The following is a 17,387-nucleotide window of genomic DNA, read 5'->3' as shown; positions in this document are numbered from 1 at the left end:
CAACCCGGAACAGAGGAACAGATGCAGCTTCAGGTGGCACGGATTGGCAAGCCGCACGGCATTCGCGGGGAAGTCACCGTCCAGGTGCTGACCGACGCCCCGGAGGACAGGTTTGTCCCCGGAACGGAGTTCGTGGTGGAACCTGCCGCGTCCGGTCCACTGACCGTGAGCAGCGCGCGCTGGAACAAGGACATCCTGCTGCTCGGGTTCGAGGAAGTGGTGGACCGGAACCAGGCCGAGACCCTCCGCGGAGCCAGGCTCTTCGTTGAAACCGAAGAGCTGGACGAGGACGACGACGAGGGCTGGTACGAGCACGAATTGGTCGGCCTGGAAGCCCGGGTCGGGTCGCAGGTGGTGGGCAAGGTGAGTGCGCTGAACACGATGCCGGTCCAGGACCTGCTGGTGGTCACCACCCCGGGCGGCGACGAGATCCTCATCCCGTTCGTGGAGCAGATCGTCCCCGAAGTGAATATCGAGGAAGGCTTCATCCTCCTCACCCCGCCTGACGGCCTCTTCGACATCAACTCCGACGAAGCCGCCGCCCCGGAAGCCGAAGGCAGGGACTAGGTGCGGATCGACGTCGTCAGCATCTTCCCCGAATACCTCGCCCCGCTTGAACTCTCACTGATCGGCAAGGCCCGCCAGGACGGCATCCTGGACCTGCACGTCCACGACCTGCGCAGCTTCACCACGGACAAGCACCGCTCCGTCGATGACACGCCTTACGGCGGCGGCGCGGGCATGGTCATGAAGCCCGAACCCTGGGCCCAGGCCCTGTCGGCGGTTGCTGAAGGGCGCCCGGACCCGGACCGCAGGCCCGTGCTGATCGTCCCCTCACCGGCAGGCGAGCGGTTCACCCAGGCCCTCGCCTATGAACTGGCCGAGGAGCAGCACCTCGCGTTTGCGTGCGGACGGTACGAAGGCATCGATGAGAGGGTCATCGAATGGGCGCAGGAGCACTTCACGGTCCTGCCCGTCAGCCTTGGGGACTACGTCCTCAACGGCGGGGAAGTGGCCGTCCTGGCCATGGTGGAGGCCATCGGCCGCCTGCTGCCCGGGGTGGTGGGCAACCCCGAGTCGCTGGTGGAGGAATCCCACTCCGATGGACTCCTGGAGTACCCGGTCTACACCAAACCCTCCGTGTGGCGGGACCGCGAAGTGCCCCCGGTGCTCCTCAGCGGCAACCACGGGAAGATCGCGCAGTGGCGCCGCCACGAACAGTACCGGCGGACCGCGGAGCGCCGTCCGGACCTGCTGCAAGGTTTCGACGCCGGCAGCCTCCCGCGTGCCGACCGCACCGAACTGCACAACCTGGGCTACGACGTCGTGGATGGCAGGCTTGCCCGCCGGCCTGGGGCGGAAGCCGAACCGCAGGACTAGCGCCGGCGGAATTGGCGTAACCCTGCCGCTGTGGCAAAATTAAGCTTTGTGTCTGCTGGGTCCGCACCTGCCACAGGGGGTAGCGCGGCCAACAGCCGGACAACCGGCCCCATCAACCCTTGAAACGGCCGGACACTTTACTTCGGTGGCGATGCCCTGCCTGCTTTTGAGCGGGCGGACTTGCCTGCCGTGACCCAAAGTGAATGACCTGTGGCGTTCACCAGGAGTGCAATCATGCATATTCTCGATTCCCTCGACGCAGCCTCGCTGCGCAGCGATGTTCCCGAATTCCGCGCGGGTGACACCCTCAAGGTGCACGTGAACATCATCGAAGGCAAGAACACCCGTGTCCAGGTCTTCCAGGGCTTCGTCCTTGGCCGCCAGGGCGACGGCGTGCGCGAAACCTTCACCGTCCGCAAGGTCTCCTTCGGCGTCGGCGTGGAGCGTACCTTCCCGGTGCACTCCCCGATCATCGAAAAGATCGAGGTTGTCACCAAGGGTGACGTCCGCCGCGCCAAGCTGTACTACATGCGTGCACTGCGCGGCAAGGCTGCCAAGATCAAGGAAAAGCGCGACTTCAGCTCCGCCAAGTAAGTCCTTACCGGAGTTACCGCCAGGTTGGAGCGCGGCCGTAGCCGGCAAGCGCCGGAGCAATGCACCAGCGCCAGGATACGGACCATGCACCAGACAAAACGCCAGCCCCGCAAAATGGGCTGGCGTTTTGTCTTTCTCGCCCTGCTCCTTGCCGTCGCCATCAGCGGGCTGGTGCGTTCCCTGTGGCTTGATGTCTACTTCATTCCCTCGGAGTCGATGGAGCCGCTCCTCGAAGGCGGCGACCGCATCCTGGTCTCGCGGACCGACTTCCGGGCCGACCCCATCCGGCACGGCGACGTAGTAGTCTTCGACGGGCGCGGCAGCTTTGCTCCCCTGGGCAGCGGCAAGGGCCCCCTGGTGGACGGCGCCGCGTCCGCGATGCAATGGCTTGGGCTGGCCGGCAGCGACACAACCTACGTGAAGCGGGTAATCGGCCTCCCCGGGGACACAGTGGTCTGCTGCGATGCCGGCGGGACCGTCACCGTCAACGGGAGTGCCCTGGATGAGCCCTACGTCTTCCCTGGGGATGCGCCGAGTACGCAGAAGTTCAACACGGTGGTTCCCGAGGGCAGGCTGTGGCTGATGGGGGACCACCGGTCCGTCTCGGCCGATTCACGGAGCCTTCTCGGCGCCCCGGGCGGTGGACTCGTACCGCTGGACCGGGTCATCGGCAGGCCGGTCCAGATCCTCTGGCCGCTTGATAGATTTGCCCCAGTAGCACGGCCCGCACCGGCGCCAATAACACAGAACGGACGGTAAATGCCCGAGAACCACGCGCGGAAACCTGAACCGCGCCACGACGGCGCTCCAGAGACACCGGCCGTTCCAGCGTCCACCGCGCCCGATGAAGTGGAAGCGCCGGCCCGCAGGCGGAGCCGGCAGGCCTCCAAGGGCGCCGGCAAGCCCGCCGGCAATCCCTTGCTGGGATGGCTGAAGGAGATTGCCACCGTGGTGGTCATCGCCGTGGTGCTGTCGTTCCTCATCAAGACCTTCCTGTTCCGGGCCTTCTTCATTCCGTCCGAATCCATGGTGAACACCCTGGACGTGGATGACCGGATCTTCGTCAACCTCCTGGTGCCCGAGCCCTTCGCGCTGAGCCGCGGCGACGTCGTGGTGTTCCGCGACACCAAGGGCTGGCTGCCGCCGGCCCCGGCCAAGGTAGAGGGTCCATTCACCTGGGTCCAGGACGGCCTGACGTTCGTTGGCCTCCTGCCGGACAATTCAGAGCAGCACCTGGTCAAGCGGGTCATCGGACTGCCGGGCGACCACGTGGTCTGCTGTGACGCGGGCGGTAAACTGACCATTAATGGGACCGCCGTCGACGAGACGTACATCAACCCCGCCGAAGTGCCGCAGGTCCGCAACTTTGACGTCACCGTCCCGGAGGGCAAGGTGTGGGTGATGGGTGATAACCGGAACCACTCTGCCGATTCCCGCGCGCACATGGAGACCGACGGCGGATTCGTCGACCTCAAGGACCTCGAAGGCAAGGCCGCCGTCATTGCCTGGCCGCTGAACCGGGTCAAGACACTGGACAACTACCCGGACGTCTTCAAGAACGTTCCGGCGGCCCGCTGACCATGTCCTCCGCACTGCAGGCTTCCCCGGCCGCCACAGCCCGTCCCGCCGTCAAGCCTGCTGCGCGCGGAGCCAAGGCACCGACGCTGCGGCATGAGCGTACCTTCAAGGCCCAGGGGATACGGTTCCTGGCCGGCGTCGATGAGGTGGGCCGCGGCGCGCTGGCCGGACCCGTAAGCGTAGGAATCGCCGTCGTGGACCTGGAGCGGCAGAAGCCGCTGGCAGGCGTACGGGACAGCAAACTCCTGAGCCCTGCCGAGCGGGAACGGCTGGATCCACTGGTGCGGCGCTGGAGCGTGGCATCCGCGGTAGGACACGCCACTGCAGGCGAAATCGATTCGGTCGGCATCATTGCTGCCCTGCGGCTGGCCGGAACACGGGCCTGGGGCAGCATCCTCGCGGCAGGCGTTCTTCCGGAAGCCGTCCTGCTGGATGGAAGCCACAACTGGCTTTCCCCGGCGGAGCAGCTGTCCCTGTTCGACCAGCCCGTACTGGAGGCTGCGTGCGAGGCCCCGGTCCACACCAAGGTCAAGGCCGACATGCAGTGCCTCAGCGTCGCCGCCGCAAGCGTCATCGCCAAAGTGGAGCGGGACCGGATGATGCGCGAACTGCACACCGAGTATCCGGACTACGGCTGGGACATCAACAAGGGGTACGCCACCGCGGCCCATCGTGACGTGCTCCGCGCTGCCGGGCCCACCCCCTACCACCGGGTCAGCTGGCGCCTGCTCGGCGGGGAACTGCAGGGCACAGCGGTTCCCGATCGGGACGGGCTGGTCGAAGACTGACTCCGGCCGCCCGGCGCCAGCCGTGCCGGACATGGTGCAAGATGGAAGCATGAGTGCTGAGGATCTTGAGAACTATGAAACCGACATGGAGCTTCAGCTCTACCGTGAATACCGCGACGTCGTCGGCCTGTTCAGCTACGTTGTCGAGACCGAGCGGCGCTTCTACCTGGCCAACCACGTGGACCTCCAGGCCCGCAGCGCCGACGGCGAGGTCTACTTCGACCTGACCCTCCAGGACGCCTGGGTCTGGGATGTTTACCGTTCCGCCCGCTTCGTCAAGAGCGTCCGGGTCCTGACTTTCAAGGACGTCAACGTCGAGGAGCTGCCGCGCAACGAGGAGCTGGCATTGCCCAAGGACGTGGACCTGGGGAACTAGGAACCCCGGAAAGCCCCACTTCCCCTCCACACCGGCCCCTGTCCACATAGGACAGGGGCCTTCTGTTGCTCCGCCTGCCTCCGCCGCCAGGCTGGTTGCGGAGGTAGAAATGAAATCGAAAGACGTGTTGGGCAGGCGCGGCGAAGACCTCGCCGCGGGCTATCTTGAAGCGCTGGGCATGCTGGTGGTGGAGCGCAACTGGAGGTGCGCGGAAGGCGAGATCGACATCGTTGCCCTGGACGGTGATGCGCTGGTCATCGCTGAAGTCAAAACCCGCCGCTCCCTGGATTACGGCCACCCGTTTGAGGCGGTGGGCCCGGAAAAACTGGCGCGGCTGCACCGGTTGGGCGCCGCGTGGTGCCGCGACCGCGAGCTGCGGATGCCGCTGCGCCGCGTGGATGTGGTCGCCGTCGTGGACGACGGCGGCGGGGAACCCCTGGTGGAACACCTCAAGGGGGTGGGGTGATGGCACTGGGCCGGACGTACTCTGTCGCCCTCGTCGGGCTGAACGGCTACATGGTTGAGGTCGAGGCCGACATCGGCCAGACGCTCCCGGCTTTCATCATCCTCGGGCTGCCGGATGCTTCCCTCAATGAAGCAAAGGAGCGGATCCGCTCAGCGGCAAAGAACTCCGGGATCCCGCTCAGCCGCCGGAAGATCACTGCCAACCTCATTCCCGCCTCGCTGCCCAAGCGCGGCTCCGGCTTCGATCTCGCCGTCACCATGGCCGCACTCCGGGCCGCGAACGACATCAAACCCACGGGGCGCACCGTCTTCATCGCGGAGCTGGGGCTTGACGGCAGGCTTCGGCCCGTGCGGGGAATCCTGCCTGCCGTCATGGCGTCCGTGCAGGCCGGCTACCCTGAGGTGGTGGTGGCCCAGGCCAATCTCGCCGAGGCCTCCCTCGTCCCCGGCGCCACCGTGCGTGGATACCGCACGCTTGCCAGGCTGGCCCTCGACTTCGGGGCGGATCCGCAGGAACTCGCCCTGGACTTCGAACCTGACGGCGCGGATGAATCCGGCGAGTGTTCCGCCCTTCCCGGCCCGTGTCCTGACATGGCAGATGTCTCCGGCCAGGGCGACGCCCGCAGGGCCCTCGAGGTGGCCGCCGCGGGCGCCCACCATCTGCTGCTCACCGGGCCGCCGGGAGCCGGCAAGACCATGCTGGCCGAACGCCTGCCCGGTCTCTTGCCCGACCTTGGCGACCACGAGTCCATGGAGGTCACGGCGATCCATTCGCTGTGTGGGCTGCCGTCGTCCACTGTGCAGCTCCTGCGCCGGCCGCCCTTTGAAAACCCGCACCACTCAGCCACAGCCGCCGCCATCATCGGCGGCGGTTCCGGCCTGCCCAGGCCGGGAGCGGCCTCCCGCGCCCACCGGGGCGTGCTCTTCCTTGACGAGGCGCCGGAATACGAACGCCGCGTCCTGGACGCGCTGCGCCAGCCACTGGAGAGCGGGGAACTCGTGATACACCGCTCGGCCGGGACTGCAGCCTACCCGGCCCGCTTTCAGCTGGTGCTTGCAGCCAACCCCTGCCCGTGCGGCAAAGCCTCCGGCAAAGGACTTGACTGCACCTGCACTCCGATGATGCGCCGCCGGTACCTCGCCAGGATGTCAGGCCCCCTGCTGGACCGGGTGGACATCCAGTTGCAGGTGGAGCGGGTTTCCCTGGCTGACTTCGGCCAGGCCGGGGCCGAAGAGGACACTGCTTCCGTGGCGGACCGGGTGCGGGACGCGCGCGCCCGGCAGGAGGATCGCCTTCAGTGCTTCGGCCTTGAGACGAACTCGCAGGTGCCGGGACGCATCCTGCGCGGTGAGTTGAGGCTCGCGCCGGCCGCCACCCGGATCCTGGACCAGTCCCTGGAACGCGGCATCCTGACCGCCCGCGGGTACGACCGCGTCCTTCGGCTGGCTTGGACCCTGGCGGACCTGGGGTGCCGGGACACGCCGGACACCAACGACATTGGACAGGCATTGGGCCTGCGGCAGGCTGCGGCGGCAGCGGCATGACAAACCTCCAGGAACGCAACGAACCAAAGGAACTGCTGGTGGAGAAGGAGCGGGTCGTGGACAAGGCGCGGGGCATGAATCCGGAACGGCTGGCGCGGGCTGCCCTCTCACGGCTGATGGAACCACAGGACGCGGCCGGCCTTGCCCTCGTCCAGATTGCAGGGGCGACCGACGCCCTGCGCATCGCCACCGGCCAGGTGGCGGCCGGGCCGGACCTGGAGCGGGGCATCGCCGCGCTGCTGGCCGACAGTGGGGCTGCGGGAGGCTGGGCGGGACTGTCCGCCGCCCTGAAGCGCTGGCAGCCCCGGATCCCGGACCTCGCGCCCGAACGCGACCTTGCCACCATGGCCCGGCTCGGCGGCCGCCTGATCATTCCCGGCGACGACCTGTGGCCGGCACAGCTCGCGGACCTGGGCATCCAAGAGCCTATTTGCCTTTGGTGGCGGGGACAGGAGCAGCCGCTGCCCGCGGTGGAGAAGTGCATCGCCCTGGTGGGGTCCCGGGACAGCACCAGCTACGGAGCCGCGGTAACGGGAGACTTCGCCTACTCGCTGGCACAGCGGGGCTTCACGGTTGTCTCCGGCGGGGCCTACGGTATCGACGCCCATGCTCACCGGGCAGCCCTGGCGGGCGCATCCACGGCTGTCCCCACCATCGCCGTCATGGCCGGGGGAGTGGACAGGTTCTATCCTTCAGGCAATGAGGACCTGCTGCGCGCCGTGGCCAACCAGGGAGCCGTCCTGGCAGAGGTGCCACCGGGCTCAGCCCCAACCCGCTACCGCTTCCTGCAGCGGAACCGCCTGATTGCTGCCCTCTCCGCGGTGACAGTGGTGGTGGAGGCGCGCTGGCGTTCGGGGGCACTCAATACGGCCCACCACGCTGAGACGCTGGGCCGAGCGGTGGGTGCCGTTCCCGGATCGGTCCACAGCGCCAACTCTGCCGGCTGCCATCGTCTTCTCCGGGACGGAGGAGCGGTCTGCGTTACCGATGCGGCGGAGGTGGCTGAACTGGCCTCGCCCAGCGGAACGGCACTGCCTGACCAACGGGCCACTGAAGCGGCGGTCCAGGACGGCCTGACCCTGGAGGACTTGATCCTGCTGGACGCACTGCCGCTTCGCTCCACCACCTCCGTGGAAAAGCTCTCCGCCGTGGCTGGCCTGGGACAGGAATCAGTGCGGGCGGGACTTGGCAGGCTCGGGTTGCTGGGGCTGGCCGTGTCCGAGCGGGGAGGGTGGAAACGCGGCAAAGGTTGACCGTGTCCGCGAGCGGTACAGGCCAGGCAACTGGGAAAGTAGAGGAGTGGAACATGAAGAACTGCCCGCGGAACTTGGCAAGGCATTGGACGCGTTCGCCGGCTACCTGTCGGGGGAGCGCGCCGTCTCGGCCCACACCAGGAGGGCCTATCTGGGCGACCTGCTCAGCCTCCTGGGCCACGCGGCATCGGAAGGCGTGGCAGGACTGAAGGACCTGGAACTGGGAACCTTCCGCCGGTGGCTGGGACGCCAAAGCTCCGAAGGCGCCTCGCGGGCAACCCTTGCCCGCCGGTCCGCCACAGCGAGGGTGTTCACGGCCTGGGCCCTCCGTGAAGAGCTCATCGACACTGATCCCGCCCTTCGCCTGAGGGCACCCAAACGCGAAGGATCCCTGCCCGGGGTGCTTCAGGCGGCGCAGCTCACGCGCCTACTGGACGGCCTGGAAACGTCGGCCACCGAAGGCGAGCCGCTGGCCGTGCGGAACCGCGCCATCGTGGAACTTCTGTACGCCACAGGCGTCCGGGTAGGCGAACTGGCCGGGCTCGACGTCGACGACCTGGACCCCGACCGCCGCACGCTGCAGGTAATCGGCAAGGGCAACAAGGAACGCACAGTCCCGTTCGGAGTACCCGCCGCCGTCGCCGTCGACGACTGGCTCCGGCGCGGGCGCCCGGCCCTGGCCAAGGACCACAGCGGACCCGCTCTCTTTCTCGGAGTCCGCGGCCGGCGCATTGACCAGCGCCAGGTCCGTGCCCTGGTCAACACGCTGTTCGAGGCACTGGGTGACACCTCCGCGTCCGGGCCCCACGCCCTGCGGCACTCGGCCGCCACCCATCTGCTCGATGGGGGCGCGGACCTGCGAGCAGTGCAGGAGATACTGGGCCACAGCAGCCTGGCAACCACCCAGATCTACACCCACGTCTCGGTCGACCGCCTTCGGAAGAGCTATCAGCAGGCACATCCAAGAGCCTGACCGGTGTGGCAAATCGCACTGGCGTAATTCCACGGGGTACGGCACAATAAGAGTCACGTCCGGCAACTTTCAAGTGTCGCTTGAAGCTCGCTGAGCTTTGCGCGGCGCGGCAAGTCCGGACGCAGCTACATGTGATACATCTGAATACACGCAGGGAACCACCGCCGCACAGCAGGGCACGGCAGTTCCATCCAGGCAGAGGTCGTTGGGGAAGACGTACCTAGAGCTATGGAGGATGGAATGTCTGTTGCAATGACCCGCGGTGTGCTGTTCGTTCACTCGGCCCCTACGGCGCTGTGCCCCCACGTTGAGTGGGCGGTCGGCGCTGTGGTGGACAAGCGGACGGATCTTGAGTGGACCCCGCAGCCTGCCGCGCCCGGCATGTTCCGGGCCGAGCTGTCCTGGGCCGGGGCCCCCGGCACAGGAGCCAAACTCGCGTCCTGCCTCCGCGGCTGGGCGCATCTCCGCTATGAGGTAACGGAGGAACCCAGCCAGGGCGTGGACGGCGGCCGCTGGTCGCACACCCCCGAACTGGGAATTTTCCATGCCGTGACGGACGTCCACGGCAACATCATGGTCTCCGAGGACCGGATCCGTTACGCCTACGAGTCCGGCGCGGGTGACCCCGCTGCCGTGTACCACGAACTGTCGCTCGCCCTCGGAGAAGCCTGGGACGAGGAACTTGAGCCCTTCCGCCATGCTGCCGAAGGCGCCCCGGTGCGCTGGCTCCACCAGGTGGGCTGACCGCCGTCGTCCGTCCCCGCGGTGACCTGACTACTGCAACACTTCCATAGCACAAAGGGAGGCCCCGCCAGTTGGCGGGGCCTCCCTTTGGCTTCCGGGGCGCTTTCCCCGGCAAGGCCTTAGACGCTGCGGATGGCCACGACGGCGTTGTGGCCGCCGAAACCGAACGAGTTGCTCAGCGCTACGATGTTGCCGGCCGGCAGGTCACGGGCGGAGGTGACAACGTCGAGCGGGATTTCCGGGTCCTGATTCTCAAGGTTGATGGTGACCGGCGCCTTGCGCTCGTGGACGGCCAGCACGGTGAGGACAGCTTCCACTGCGCCGGACGCACCCAGGAGGTGGCCCATCTGCGACTTGGTTGCGGAGACGGCCACGTTGTCCACATGACTGCCCAGGGCAGCACGCAGGGCCGTGTACTCCGGCTTGTCGCCCACAGGAGTGGAGGTGGCGTGCGCATTGACATGCACCACGTCTTCAGCCTGGATGCGCCCATCGAACATGGCAGCCTTCAGTGCACGGGTGGCGCCGAGGCCTTCGGGGTCGGGAGCGGTGATGTGATAGGCATCGGCCGTGACGGACGTGCCGGCGAGCTCGGCGTAGATGCGGGCGCCGCGGGCCAGGGCGTGCTCCTCGGCTTCGAGGACCAGGGCACCGGCGCCTTCACCCATGACAAAGCCATCACGTCCGGTGTCGTACGGGCGGGAGGCCCCTTGGGGGTCGTCGTTCCGGCGGGACAGTGCCTGCATGGAGGCGAAGGCTGCCAGCGGCATGGGGTGGATGGCCGCTTCGGCCCCACCGCACATCACCACGTCAGCCTTGCCGGACCGGATGAGTTCCAAGCCCAGGTGCATGGCTTCCGTGCCGGAGGCGCAGGCCGAAACGGGGGTGTGGGCGCCGGCGCGGGCACCGAGGTCCAGGCTGACGGCCGCGGCCACACCGTTGGGCATGAGCATGGGAACAGTCATGGGCAGGACCCGGCGGGGGCCCTTTTCCTTCAGGGTGTCCCAGGCATCCAGCAGCGTCCACACACCACCGATGCCGGTGGCGAAGGCCACGGCCAGGCGGTCCTGGTCAACTTCGGTGATGCCGGAATCGGCCCAGGCCTCGCGGGCAGCGATGACGCCGAACTGGGTGGATGGGTCCATCCGCTTGGCTTCAACACGGCTGAGGACGTCCAGGGCGGGCGTGCTGCAGCGGGCGGCGAAGTGGACCGGGAGCTCGTACTTGGCTACCCAGTCGTCCTCCAGGGTGCGGGCACCGGAGACCCCTTTGAGGGCGTTGTTCCACATCGTGGGTACATCGCCGCCGATGGGCGTGGTGGCACCCAGACCGGTAATGACTACTTTGCGTGTCATGGGATCACTCTTTCGTCGGTGGGGAGTCCGCCTGCGCCAGTCGCAGGGTCCCGCACATATTGATGATCGGCCAGTCCCGGTCGGGGTCCTGTGCCGGATAAAAGCGGCGGGCTGCCGGTCCGGTCAGTCCGGACCGGCAGCCCTGCCAAGCCGTGAGGCGGGGGGAAGCCTCTTACTAGGCCTGTGCTCCGGCGATGAAGCTGACAGCGTCGCCAACGGTCTTGAGGTTCTTGACCTCTTCGTCCGGGATGCGCACACCGAACTTCTCCTCGGCATTGACCACGATGGTCATCATGGAGATGGAGTCGATGTCCAGGTCCTCGGTGAAGGACTTGTCCAGCTCGACGGCCTCTGGGGCCAGGCCGGTTTCTTCGTTGACGATTTCAGCCAAGCCGGCCAGGATCTCTTCGTTGCTAGCCATTGGTGGCTCCTTTTCTTGTATTGCCGGCAGGGGCTGCCGGAAACGGTCCGGGCCGCGGTTGCGACCCTTGGGCGTATCTAGGGAAGGACAACTACCTGTGCGCCGAAGACCAGTCCGGCACCGAAACCGATCTGCAGGGCCAGCCCGCCGCTCAGTCCGGGGTTCTCCTGCAGGAGCCGGTGGGTTGCGAGCGGGATGGAAGCAGCGGACGTGTTGCCGGCCTCGGCAATGTCCCGTGCCACTGTAACCGTCTCGGGCAGCTTCAGCTTCTTCACCATCTCGTCGATGATGCGCATGTTGGCCTGGTGCGGGATGAAGGCAACCAGGTCTTCAGCCTGGATACCGGCGGCATCGAGTGCCTGCTGGGCCACCTTCGCCATTTCCCACACTGCCCAGCGGAACACCGTCTGGCCGTCCTGGCGGAGGGTGGGGTACAGCTCCTGTGCTTCTTCGAGCAGCGCAAGGTCGCCAGTGGAGTCCGACTGCCGGGCGGCGAGGCCCAGGTCACGGACGTCAAGCATGGAGCGGGTCATGCCGATGGCATCCCACCTGCTGCCATCCGAGCCCCAGACGGACGGGGCGATGCCCGGCGTGTCGGAAGGGCCAACGATGACGGCGCCGGCGCCGTCACCAAGGAGGAAGGAAATGGTGCGCTCCCGGTTGTCGATGACGTCGGAGAGCTTCTCCGCACCGACCACGAGGACATACTTTGCCGTGCCGGACCGGACCAGGGCGTCGGCCTGGGCAATGCCGTAGCAGTAGCCGGCGCACGCGGCGGAGATATCGAAGGCAGGTGCCGGCGTGGCGCCGATGCGGTCGGCCAGGCTGGCCGCGGCGGAAGGAGTGGCATAGGGGTGGGTCACGGTGGAAACTATGACGGCACCGAGTTCCGAGGCTTCAATGCCCGCCTTCGCCATGGCTTCCCGGGCAGCGCCCTCGGCCATATCGATCACGCTGACGTCTGCTGCAGCCCGGTGGCGGGTCACGATGCCCGTGCGCTGGCGGATCCATTCGTCGGAGGAATCGATCCACTGGCAGACGTCTTCGTTGGTGACAATGACGTCCGGACGGTATGCACCGAGGCCGAGGATGCGGGTGTGCTCCTGGATGGGAGCCTGTTTCAGCGTGGGAACGCTCATGCGTTGCCCTCCAGTTCTGCGAAGAGCGCCAGTGCGGCGGACAGGTCATCGGGGGTTTTGACAGCAACGGTTTTGACACCAGGCATGCCGCGCTTGGCCAGGCCGGCCAGCGTGCCGGCAGGTGCGAGTTCGATCACGCCGGTAACGCCCCGCTTCACCATCGTTTCCATGCACAGGTCCCAGCGGACCGGGCGGGACACCTGGGCGATCAGGCTTGCGACGGCGGCACCGCCGTCGGTGACTTCGCCGCCGTCGAAATTCGACAGAAGCGGGACCTTGGGGGCGACCGGGTTCAACTGCGGCTCCAGCGCCTTCAGTGCGTCGACGGCGGGCGACATGTGGCTGGTGTGGAACGCGCCGGCCACCTTGAGCGGGATGACCCGGGCCTTGGCGGGCGGATTGTCCGCAAGGGCCTTCAGCTGCTCGAAGGTTCCTGCGGCGACCGTCTGGCCGGCCCCGTTGACGTTGGCGGGGGCAGCGCCGGCGGCTTCAATGGCGGCCAGCACCTCGGCGGGGTCACCGCCGACGACGGCGCTCATGCCGGTGGGGGTGACAGCCGCCGCGGCAGCCATGCTGTTGGCCCGCTCGCGGACGAACGTCATAGCTTCCTCTTCGGTCAGCACCCCGGCCAGGGCTGCAGCAGTGATCTCACCCACCGAATGGCCGGCAAGGAGCACCGGGAGGGAGTTAAGCTCGACATCGAAGAGGGAGGCCGCGGTGACAAGCCCGGCAGCAACGATCAGGGGCTGCGCCACGGCAGTGTCCTTGATGGTTTCCTCATCAGAGGTGGTGCCATGGGCTATCAGGTCGATGCCTGCGATGTCACTCAGGGAGGCCAGCTGGCCTGCCACCGAGGGAAGTTCCAGCCAGGGGGCAAGAAAACCCGGGGTCTGTGAGCCCTGTCCAGGGCAGACTATTGCAAGCACGTAACCAGCTTTCCAAATTACTGTGTGATCCAGCGGTGTTTCTCCGCACCAAGCTCACGGGGTCAGGTTGTAGGAAGTCTACAATGCCTCACGCCTGGTTCCGGGACGCCTGGCGCTCCGTGGCGGCCTTAGGCGGGGCTGAAAGACGGCCCACCACCAGCGCAGCCTGCAGCACGAATGCCTCACGCGGCAGCAGCGGGTCCCACCCTGTGACGTCACAGACCCGCTTCAACCGGTAACGCACCGTGTTGGCGTGGACGAAGAGTTCCCGGGCCGTGGCCTCCAGCGAGTGGCCCAGCTCCAGGTACGTTCCCAGGGTTTCCACCAGGCCGTTGGAGGCAGCCAGGAGCGGCCGGTAGATGTTCTTCACGAGTGAGCGCCGCGCTGCGTCATCTCCGGAAATCACCCGCTCCGGCAGCAGGTCGTCCGCGGCCACAGGGCGCGGTGCCGATGGCCACGCCCTGGCTGCCGTCAATCCCGCGAACGCGGACTGGGCAGAGCTACTGGCTTCCAGCAGCGAACTGGCCTCGGGTCCATAGACCACAGGCCCGGGGGCGAACATGTCACTCAACTTCACGTAGGCCGTTTCACGGTCTTGAACCCCGCCAAGGATGAGGATCAGCCGGTCGCCCTGGATGCCCACCAGCGCATCCTCGGCGTAACGCCCGGCCATCCGCCGCAGTTCGCTGACATAGCTGGCGCTCGGCTCAGACGGCGAATTGCCGACCATCACCGTGAAGCGCTCCTGCGCCTTCCAGCCCAGCGCCGCAATCCTGGACCGCAGGGCGTCCGTGTTTTCGCCGCGAAGGATCGCATCCACAATCAGCGCCTCGAGGCGGGTGTCCCAGGAGCCGCGGGACTCCGCGGCGCGGGCGTAGACGTCGGCGGCGGCGAAAGCGACTTCCCGTGAATACCGCAGCACAGCCTCCCGCAGGGAGGGCTGGTCCGCCTCGGGTGCTATGACCGGAACCTGGTCCTCCACCACCTCCACCACGATCCTGATCAGCTGCAACGCCTTCTGGAGGCTGATGGAACGCGTCAGCTCCGTAGGGGCCGTCCCAAAAACGTCGGTGAGGATCCAGGAAGGCGAACTGGGCCGCTCGTACCAGGTGACGAACGCCGCGATGCCGTTTTGCGCCACCATCCCCAGCGCCGAGCGCTCGTCAGCGCTGAGCCGGCTGTACCAGGGCAGCGACTGCTCGAGCTTGCGCATGGTGGTGGTGGAGAGCTGGCCTACGTTGGCGCGGAGCTGCTTGAGGGTCTCGGACTTCTCCGGCGTGACCTTCGGCGGGGATGGTTTCCGCTTCGGGGACTGGCTGGCTGGTGCTGGCATTCTTTGAGCATACGGCCACCGCCGCGCAAGCTCCATTTGTGCGAAGGCTACAACCCGCATTGCCCTGCGTCACAGCGGCCGGTGCGTCCCGGCGAGCTTCACCGGGGACAGCACGACGGCGGCCCTCACCTTGTGGGGTGAGGGCCGCCGTCGTCCAGCGCTGCTGGTTCCACTGTCCAACCGGAAGGCTAGGCTTCGCCTCCGGCGTTGCCGGTGGTGCCGGCGTTGACGTTGAGCAGCTTGTACTTCTCAATCGCCTTCACCGGGGCGTCAACATCCACCTCACCGCGGCGCGCCAGCATTTCAAGGGTACGGACCACGATGGAGTGGGTGTCGTTCTTGAAGAAGCGGCGGGCTGCTGCGCGGGTGTCGGAGAAGCCGAAGCCGTCGGCGCCGAGGGTGGCGAATTCGTTGGGGACGAATTGCCGGATCTGGTCCGGGACGGCCTTCATGTAGTCGGAGACGGCGACGATGGGGCCGGTGGCTCCTTCGAGTTGCTGGGTCACGAACGGGACGCGGGCGGGCTGGCCGGGGTTGAGGAAGGCTTCCTCTTCGGCGGCCAGGCCGTCGCGGCGCAGTTCGTTCCAGGAGGTCACGGACCAGACGTCAGCGGAGACGTTCCAGTCATCGGCCAGCACGCGCTGGGCTTCGATGGCCCAAGGCACGGAGACGCCGGAGGCGAGGATCTGGGTGCGGGGACCGTCGATCTTTGCCGGGGCGACCAGGTAGATGCCCTTGATGACGCCTTCGACGTCGAGGTTCTCGGGTTCTGCGGGCTGGATGATCGGTTCGTTGTACACGGTGAGGTAGTACATGACGTTCTTATCCGTCGAATCTGCACCGTACATCCGTTCCAGGCCTGAGCGGACGATGTGTCCGATTTCGTAGCCGTAGGCGGGGTCGTAGGTGAGGACGGCCGGGTTGGTGGAGGCCAGCAGGGGTGAGTGTCCGTCGGCGTGCTGGAGGCCCTCGCCGGTGAGGGTGGTCCGTCCTGCGGTGGCGCCGATGATGAACCCGCGGGTCATCTGGTCCCCGGCGGCCCAGAACGCGTCGCCGGTGCGCTGGAAGCCGAACATGGAGTAGAACACGTAGACCGGGACCAGGGGGACGCCGTGGGTGGCGTAGGAGGTTCCGGCGGCGGTGAATGCTGCCACGGCGCCGGCTTCGTTGATGCCCGGGTGGATCAGCTGCCCGGCGGGGGATTCCTTGTAGGCCAGGACCAGGTCCCGGTCCACCGACAGGTAGTTCTGGCCCTTGGGGTTGTAGATCTTCGCCGTCGGGAAGAACGCATCCATACCAAAGGTGCGGGCTTCGTCCGGAATGATCGGGGCAATGTGCTTGCCGAAGCTCTTGTCCCGCATCAGGTCCTTCAGGAGCCTGACGAACGCCATGGTGGTTGCCGCCTGCTGCTTGCCCGAACCGCGCTTGGCCACCTCGTAGGACTTGGCCTCCGGCAGCACGATCTCCGCGTGGGTGTCGCGGCGCTCCGGGACGGATCCGCCCAGGGCCGCCCGGCGCTCCATCATGTATTTGATTTCCGGGGCGTCGTTACCGGGGTGGTAGTACGGCGGCCGGTAGGAGTCCTTCTCCAGCTGCTCGTCGGTGACCGGGATCCGCAGGTGGTCGCGGAACTTCTTCAGGTCATCGAGGGTGAGCTTCTTCATCTGGTGGGTCGCGTTGCGGCCCTCGAAGTGCGGGCCCAGGCCGTAGCCTTTGACGGTGTGGGCGAGGATGACGGTGGGTTTGCCCTTGAATTCGGTGGCGGCCTTGTAGGCGGCGTAGACCTTGCGGTAGTCGTGGCCGCCGCGCTTGAGGTTCCAGATCTGGTCATCGGTGAGGTCCGCGACGAGGTCCTTGGTCTGCGGGGTCTTGCCGAAGAAGTGTTCGCGGACGAACCCGCCGGACTCGGCCTTGTAGGTCTGGTAGTCCCCGTCAACGGTTTCGTTCATGATCTTCACCAGGGACCCGTCGGTGTCGCGGGTGAGCAGGTCATCCCATTCCCGGCCCCAGACGACCTTGATCACGTTCCAGCCCGCGCCGCGGAAGAACGCTTCGAGTTCCTGCATGATCTTGCCGTTGCCGCGCACCGGCCCGTCCAGGCGCTGGAGGTTGCAGTTGATCACGAAGTTCAGGTTGTCCAGGTTCTCGTTCGCTGCCAGCTGCAGCAGGCCGCGGGATTCGGGCTCGTCCATTTCGCCGTCGCCCAGGAACGCCCAGACCTGCTGGTCGGAGGTGTCTTTCAGGCCCCGGTTGTGCAGGTAGCGGTTGTTCTGGGCCTGGTAGATCGCGTTCATCGGTCCGATGCCCATGGACACGGTGGGGAATTCCCAGAACTTCGGCATCAGGCGCGGGTGCGGGTAGGAGGACAGGGCGTGGCCTTCGCGGGACTTTTCCTGCCGGAACCCGTCCAGGTCCTCCTCGGAGAGGCGGCCTTCCATGAACGCCCGGGCGTACATGCCGGGGGAGGCGTGGCCCTGGAAGAAGACCTGGTCCCCGCCGCCGGCGTGGTCCTTGCCG

Annotated in this window: 18 protein-coding genes; 12 read left to right on the top strand and 6 right to left on the bottom strand. The window is 66.8% G+C overall.

Features of this window, described 5'->3' with window-relative positions; all coding sequences use genetic code 11:
• The first annotated feature begins 21 nt into the window (after positions 1-21).
• The 12 genes from rimM (at position 22) to ACTHQS_RS12105 (ending at position 9,696) form a co-directional block, all read left to right on the top strand.
• Complete coding sequence (rimM, locus tag ACTHQS_RS12160) at positions 22-567, top strand: ribosome maturation factor RimM (protein ID WP_440169152.1); 546 nt, start codon at positions 22-24, stop codon at positions 565-567.
• Positions 568-1,380: a tRNA (guanosine(37)-N1)-methyltransferase TrmD gene (trmD, locus tag ACTHQS_RS12155; RefSeq protein WP_440169148.1), complete on the top strand. Its 813-nt coding sequence runs from the start codon at positions 568-570 to the stop codon at positions 1,378-1,380.
• Between the two features lie 234 nt (positions 1,381-1,614).
• Positions 1,615-1,974, top strand: a complete 360-nt coding sequence (gene rplS / locus ACTHQS_RS12150; RefSeq protein WP_440169146.1) for a 50S ribosomal protein L19 — start codon at positions 1,615-1,617, stop codon at positions 1,972-1,974.
• Between the two features lie 84 nt (positions 1,975-2,058).
• The gene (gene lepB, locus ACTHQS_RS12145) at positions 2,059-2,733 is read left to right on the top strand and encodes a signal peptidase I (protein ID WP_440169144.1); all 675 of its coding nucleotides are present in this window, start codon (positions 2,059-2,061) and stop codon (positions 2,731-2,733) included.
• Positions 2,734-3,552: a signal peptidase I gene (gene lepB, locus ACTHQS_RS12140; protein WP_440169141.1), complete on the top strand. Its 819-nt coding sequence runs from the start codon at positions 2,734-2,736 to the stop codon at positions 3,550-3,552. It begins immediately after the preceding gene.
• A gap of 2 nt (positions 3,553-3,554) precedes the next feature.
• Positions 3,555-4,340: a ribonuclease HII gene (locus ACTHQS_RS12135; RefSeq protein ID WP_440169139.1), complete on the top strand. Its 786-nt coding sequence runs from the start codon at positions 3,555-3,557 to the stop codon at positions 4,338-4,340.
• Positions 4,341-4,389: 49 nt separating this feature from the next.
• Positions 4,390-4,716 (top strand): DUF2469 domain-containing protein, encoded by a 327-nt coding sequence (locus ACTHQS_RS12130; protein WP_056335405.1) that lies wholly within the window; start codon positions 4,390-4,392, stop codon positions 4,714-4,716.
• A gap of 109 nt (positions 4,717-4,825) precedes the next feature.
• On the top strand, positions 4,826-5,182 hold the full coding sequence (locus ACTHQS_RS12125) for a YraN family protein (RefSeq protein WP_440169136.1): 357 nt from the start codon (positions 4,826-4,828) through the stop codon (positions 5,180-5,182).
• Positions 5,182-6,726, top strand: coding sequence for a YifB family Mg chelatase-like AAA ATPase (locus ACTHQS_RS12120; protein WP_440169134.1), 1,545 nt, complete (start codon positions 5,182-5,184; stop codon positions 6,724-6,726). Before ACTHQS_RS12125 ends, ACTHQS_RS12120 begins: the two co-directional genes overlap by 1 nt.
• A 74-nt stretch (positions 6,727-6,800) precedes the next feature.
• Positions 6,801-7,979, top strand: coding sequence for a DNA-processing protein DprA (dprA, locus tag ACTHQS_RS12115; RefSeq protein WP_440169584.1), 1,179 nt, complete (start codon positions 6,801-6,803; stop codon positions 7,977-7,979).
• Positions 7,980-8,025: 46 nt separating this feature from the next.
• The gene (locus ACTHQS_RS12110) at positions 8,026-8,952 is read left to right on the top strand and encodes a tyrosine recombinase XerC (RefSeq protein WP_440169131.1); all 927 of its coding nucleotides are present in this window, start codon (positions 8,026-8,028) and stop codon (positions 8,950-8,952) included.
• Positions 8,953-9,192: 240 nt separating this feature from the next.
• The gene (locus tag ACTHQS_RS12105) at positions 9,193-9,696 is read left to right on the top strand and encodes a DUF3145 domain-containing protein (RefSeq protein WP_440169128.1); all 504 of its coding nucleotides are present in this window, start codon (positions 9,193-9,195) and stop codon (positions 9,694-9,696) included.
• Between the two features lie 119 nt (positions 9,697-9,815).
• Here the strand turns inward: ACTHQS_RS12105 and fabF are convergent, their stop codons facing one another.
• The 6 genes from fabF to aceE form a co-directional block, all read right to left on the bottom strand.
• Complete coding sequence (gene fabF / locus ACTHQS_RS12100) at positions 9,816-11,051, bottom strand: beta-ketoacyl-ACP synthase II (RefSeq protein ID WP_440169126.1); 1,236 nt, start codon at positions 11,049-11,051, stop codon at positions 9,816-9,818.
• 175 nt (positions 11,052-11,226) lie between these two features.
• On the bottom strand, positions 11,227-11,472 hold the full coding sequence (locus ACTHQS_RS12095; protein WP_009359314.1) for an acyl carrier protein: 246 nt from the start codon (positions 11,470-11,472) through the stop codon (positions 11,227-11,229).
• A 77-nt stretch (positions 11,473-11,549) separates the two neighbouring features.
• A complete protein-coding gene (locus ACTHQS_RS12090) occupies positions 11,550-12,611 on the bottom strand; it encodes a beta-ketoacyl-ACP synthase III (RefSeq protein ID WP_440169123.1) in 1,062 nt (353 codons plus the stop codon).
• Positions 12,608-13,537 carry an ACP S-malonyltransferase gene (locus tag ACTHQS_RS12085; protein WP_440169119.1) on the bottom strand — a complete coding sequence of 310 codons (930 nt, stop codon included), beginning with the start codon at positions 13,535-13,537 and terminating at the stop codon, positions 12,608-12,610. Before ACTHQS_RS12085 ends, ACTHQS_RS12090 begins: the two co-directional genes overlap by 4 nt.
• Before the next feature lie 88 nt (positions 13,538-13,625).
• Positions 13,626-14,870: a PucR family transcriptional regulator gene (locus ACTHQS_RS12080; protein WP_440169116.1), complete on the bottom strand. Its 1,245-nt coding sequence runs from the start codon at positions 14,868-14,870 to the stop codon at positions 13,626-13,628.
• Between the two features lie 188 nt (positions 14,871-15,058).
• A partial coding sequence (gene aceE, locus ACTHQS_RS12075) for a pyruvate dehydrogenase (acetyl-transferring), homodimeric type (protein ID WP_440169113.1) occupies positions 15,059-17,387 on the bottom strand: 2,329 nt, incomplete at its 5' end.

The sequence above is a fragment of the Arthrobacter sp. SAFR-044 genome (genome assembly GCF_051965175.1).
GTDB lineage: Bacteria > Actinomycetota > Actinomycetes > Actinomycetales > Micrococcaceae > Arthrobacter.
This window is presented reverse-complemented; position numbering and strand designations above follow the sequence as displayed.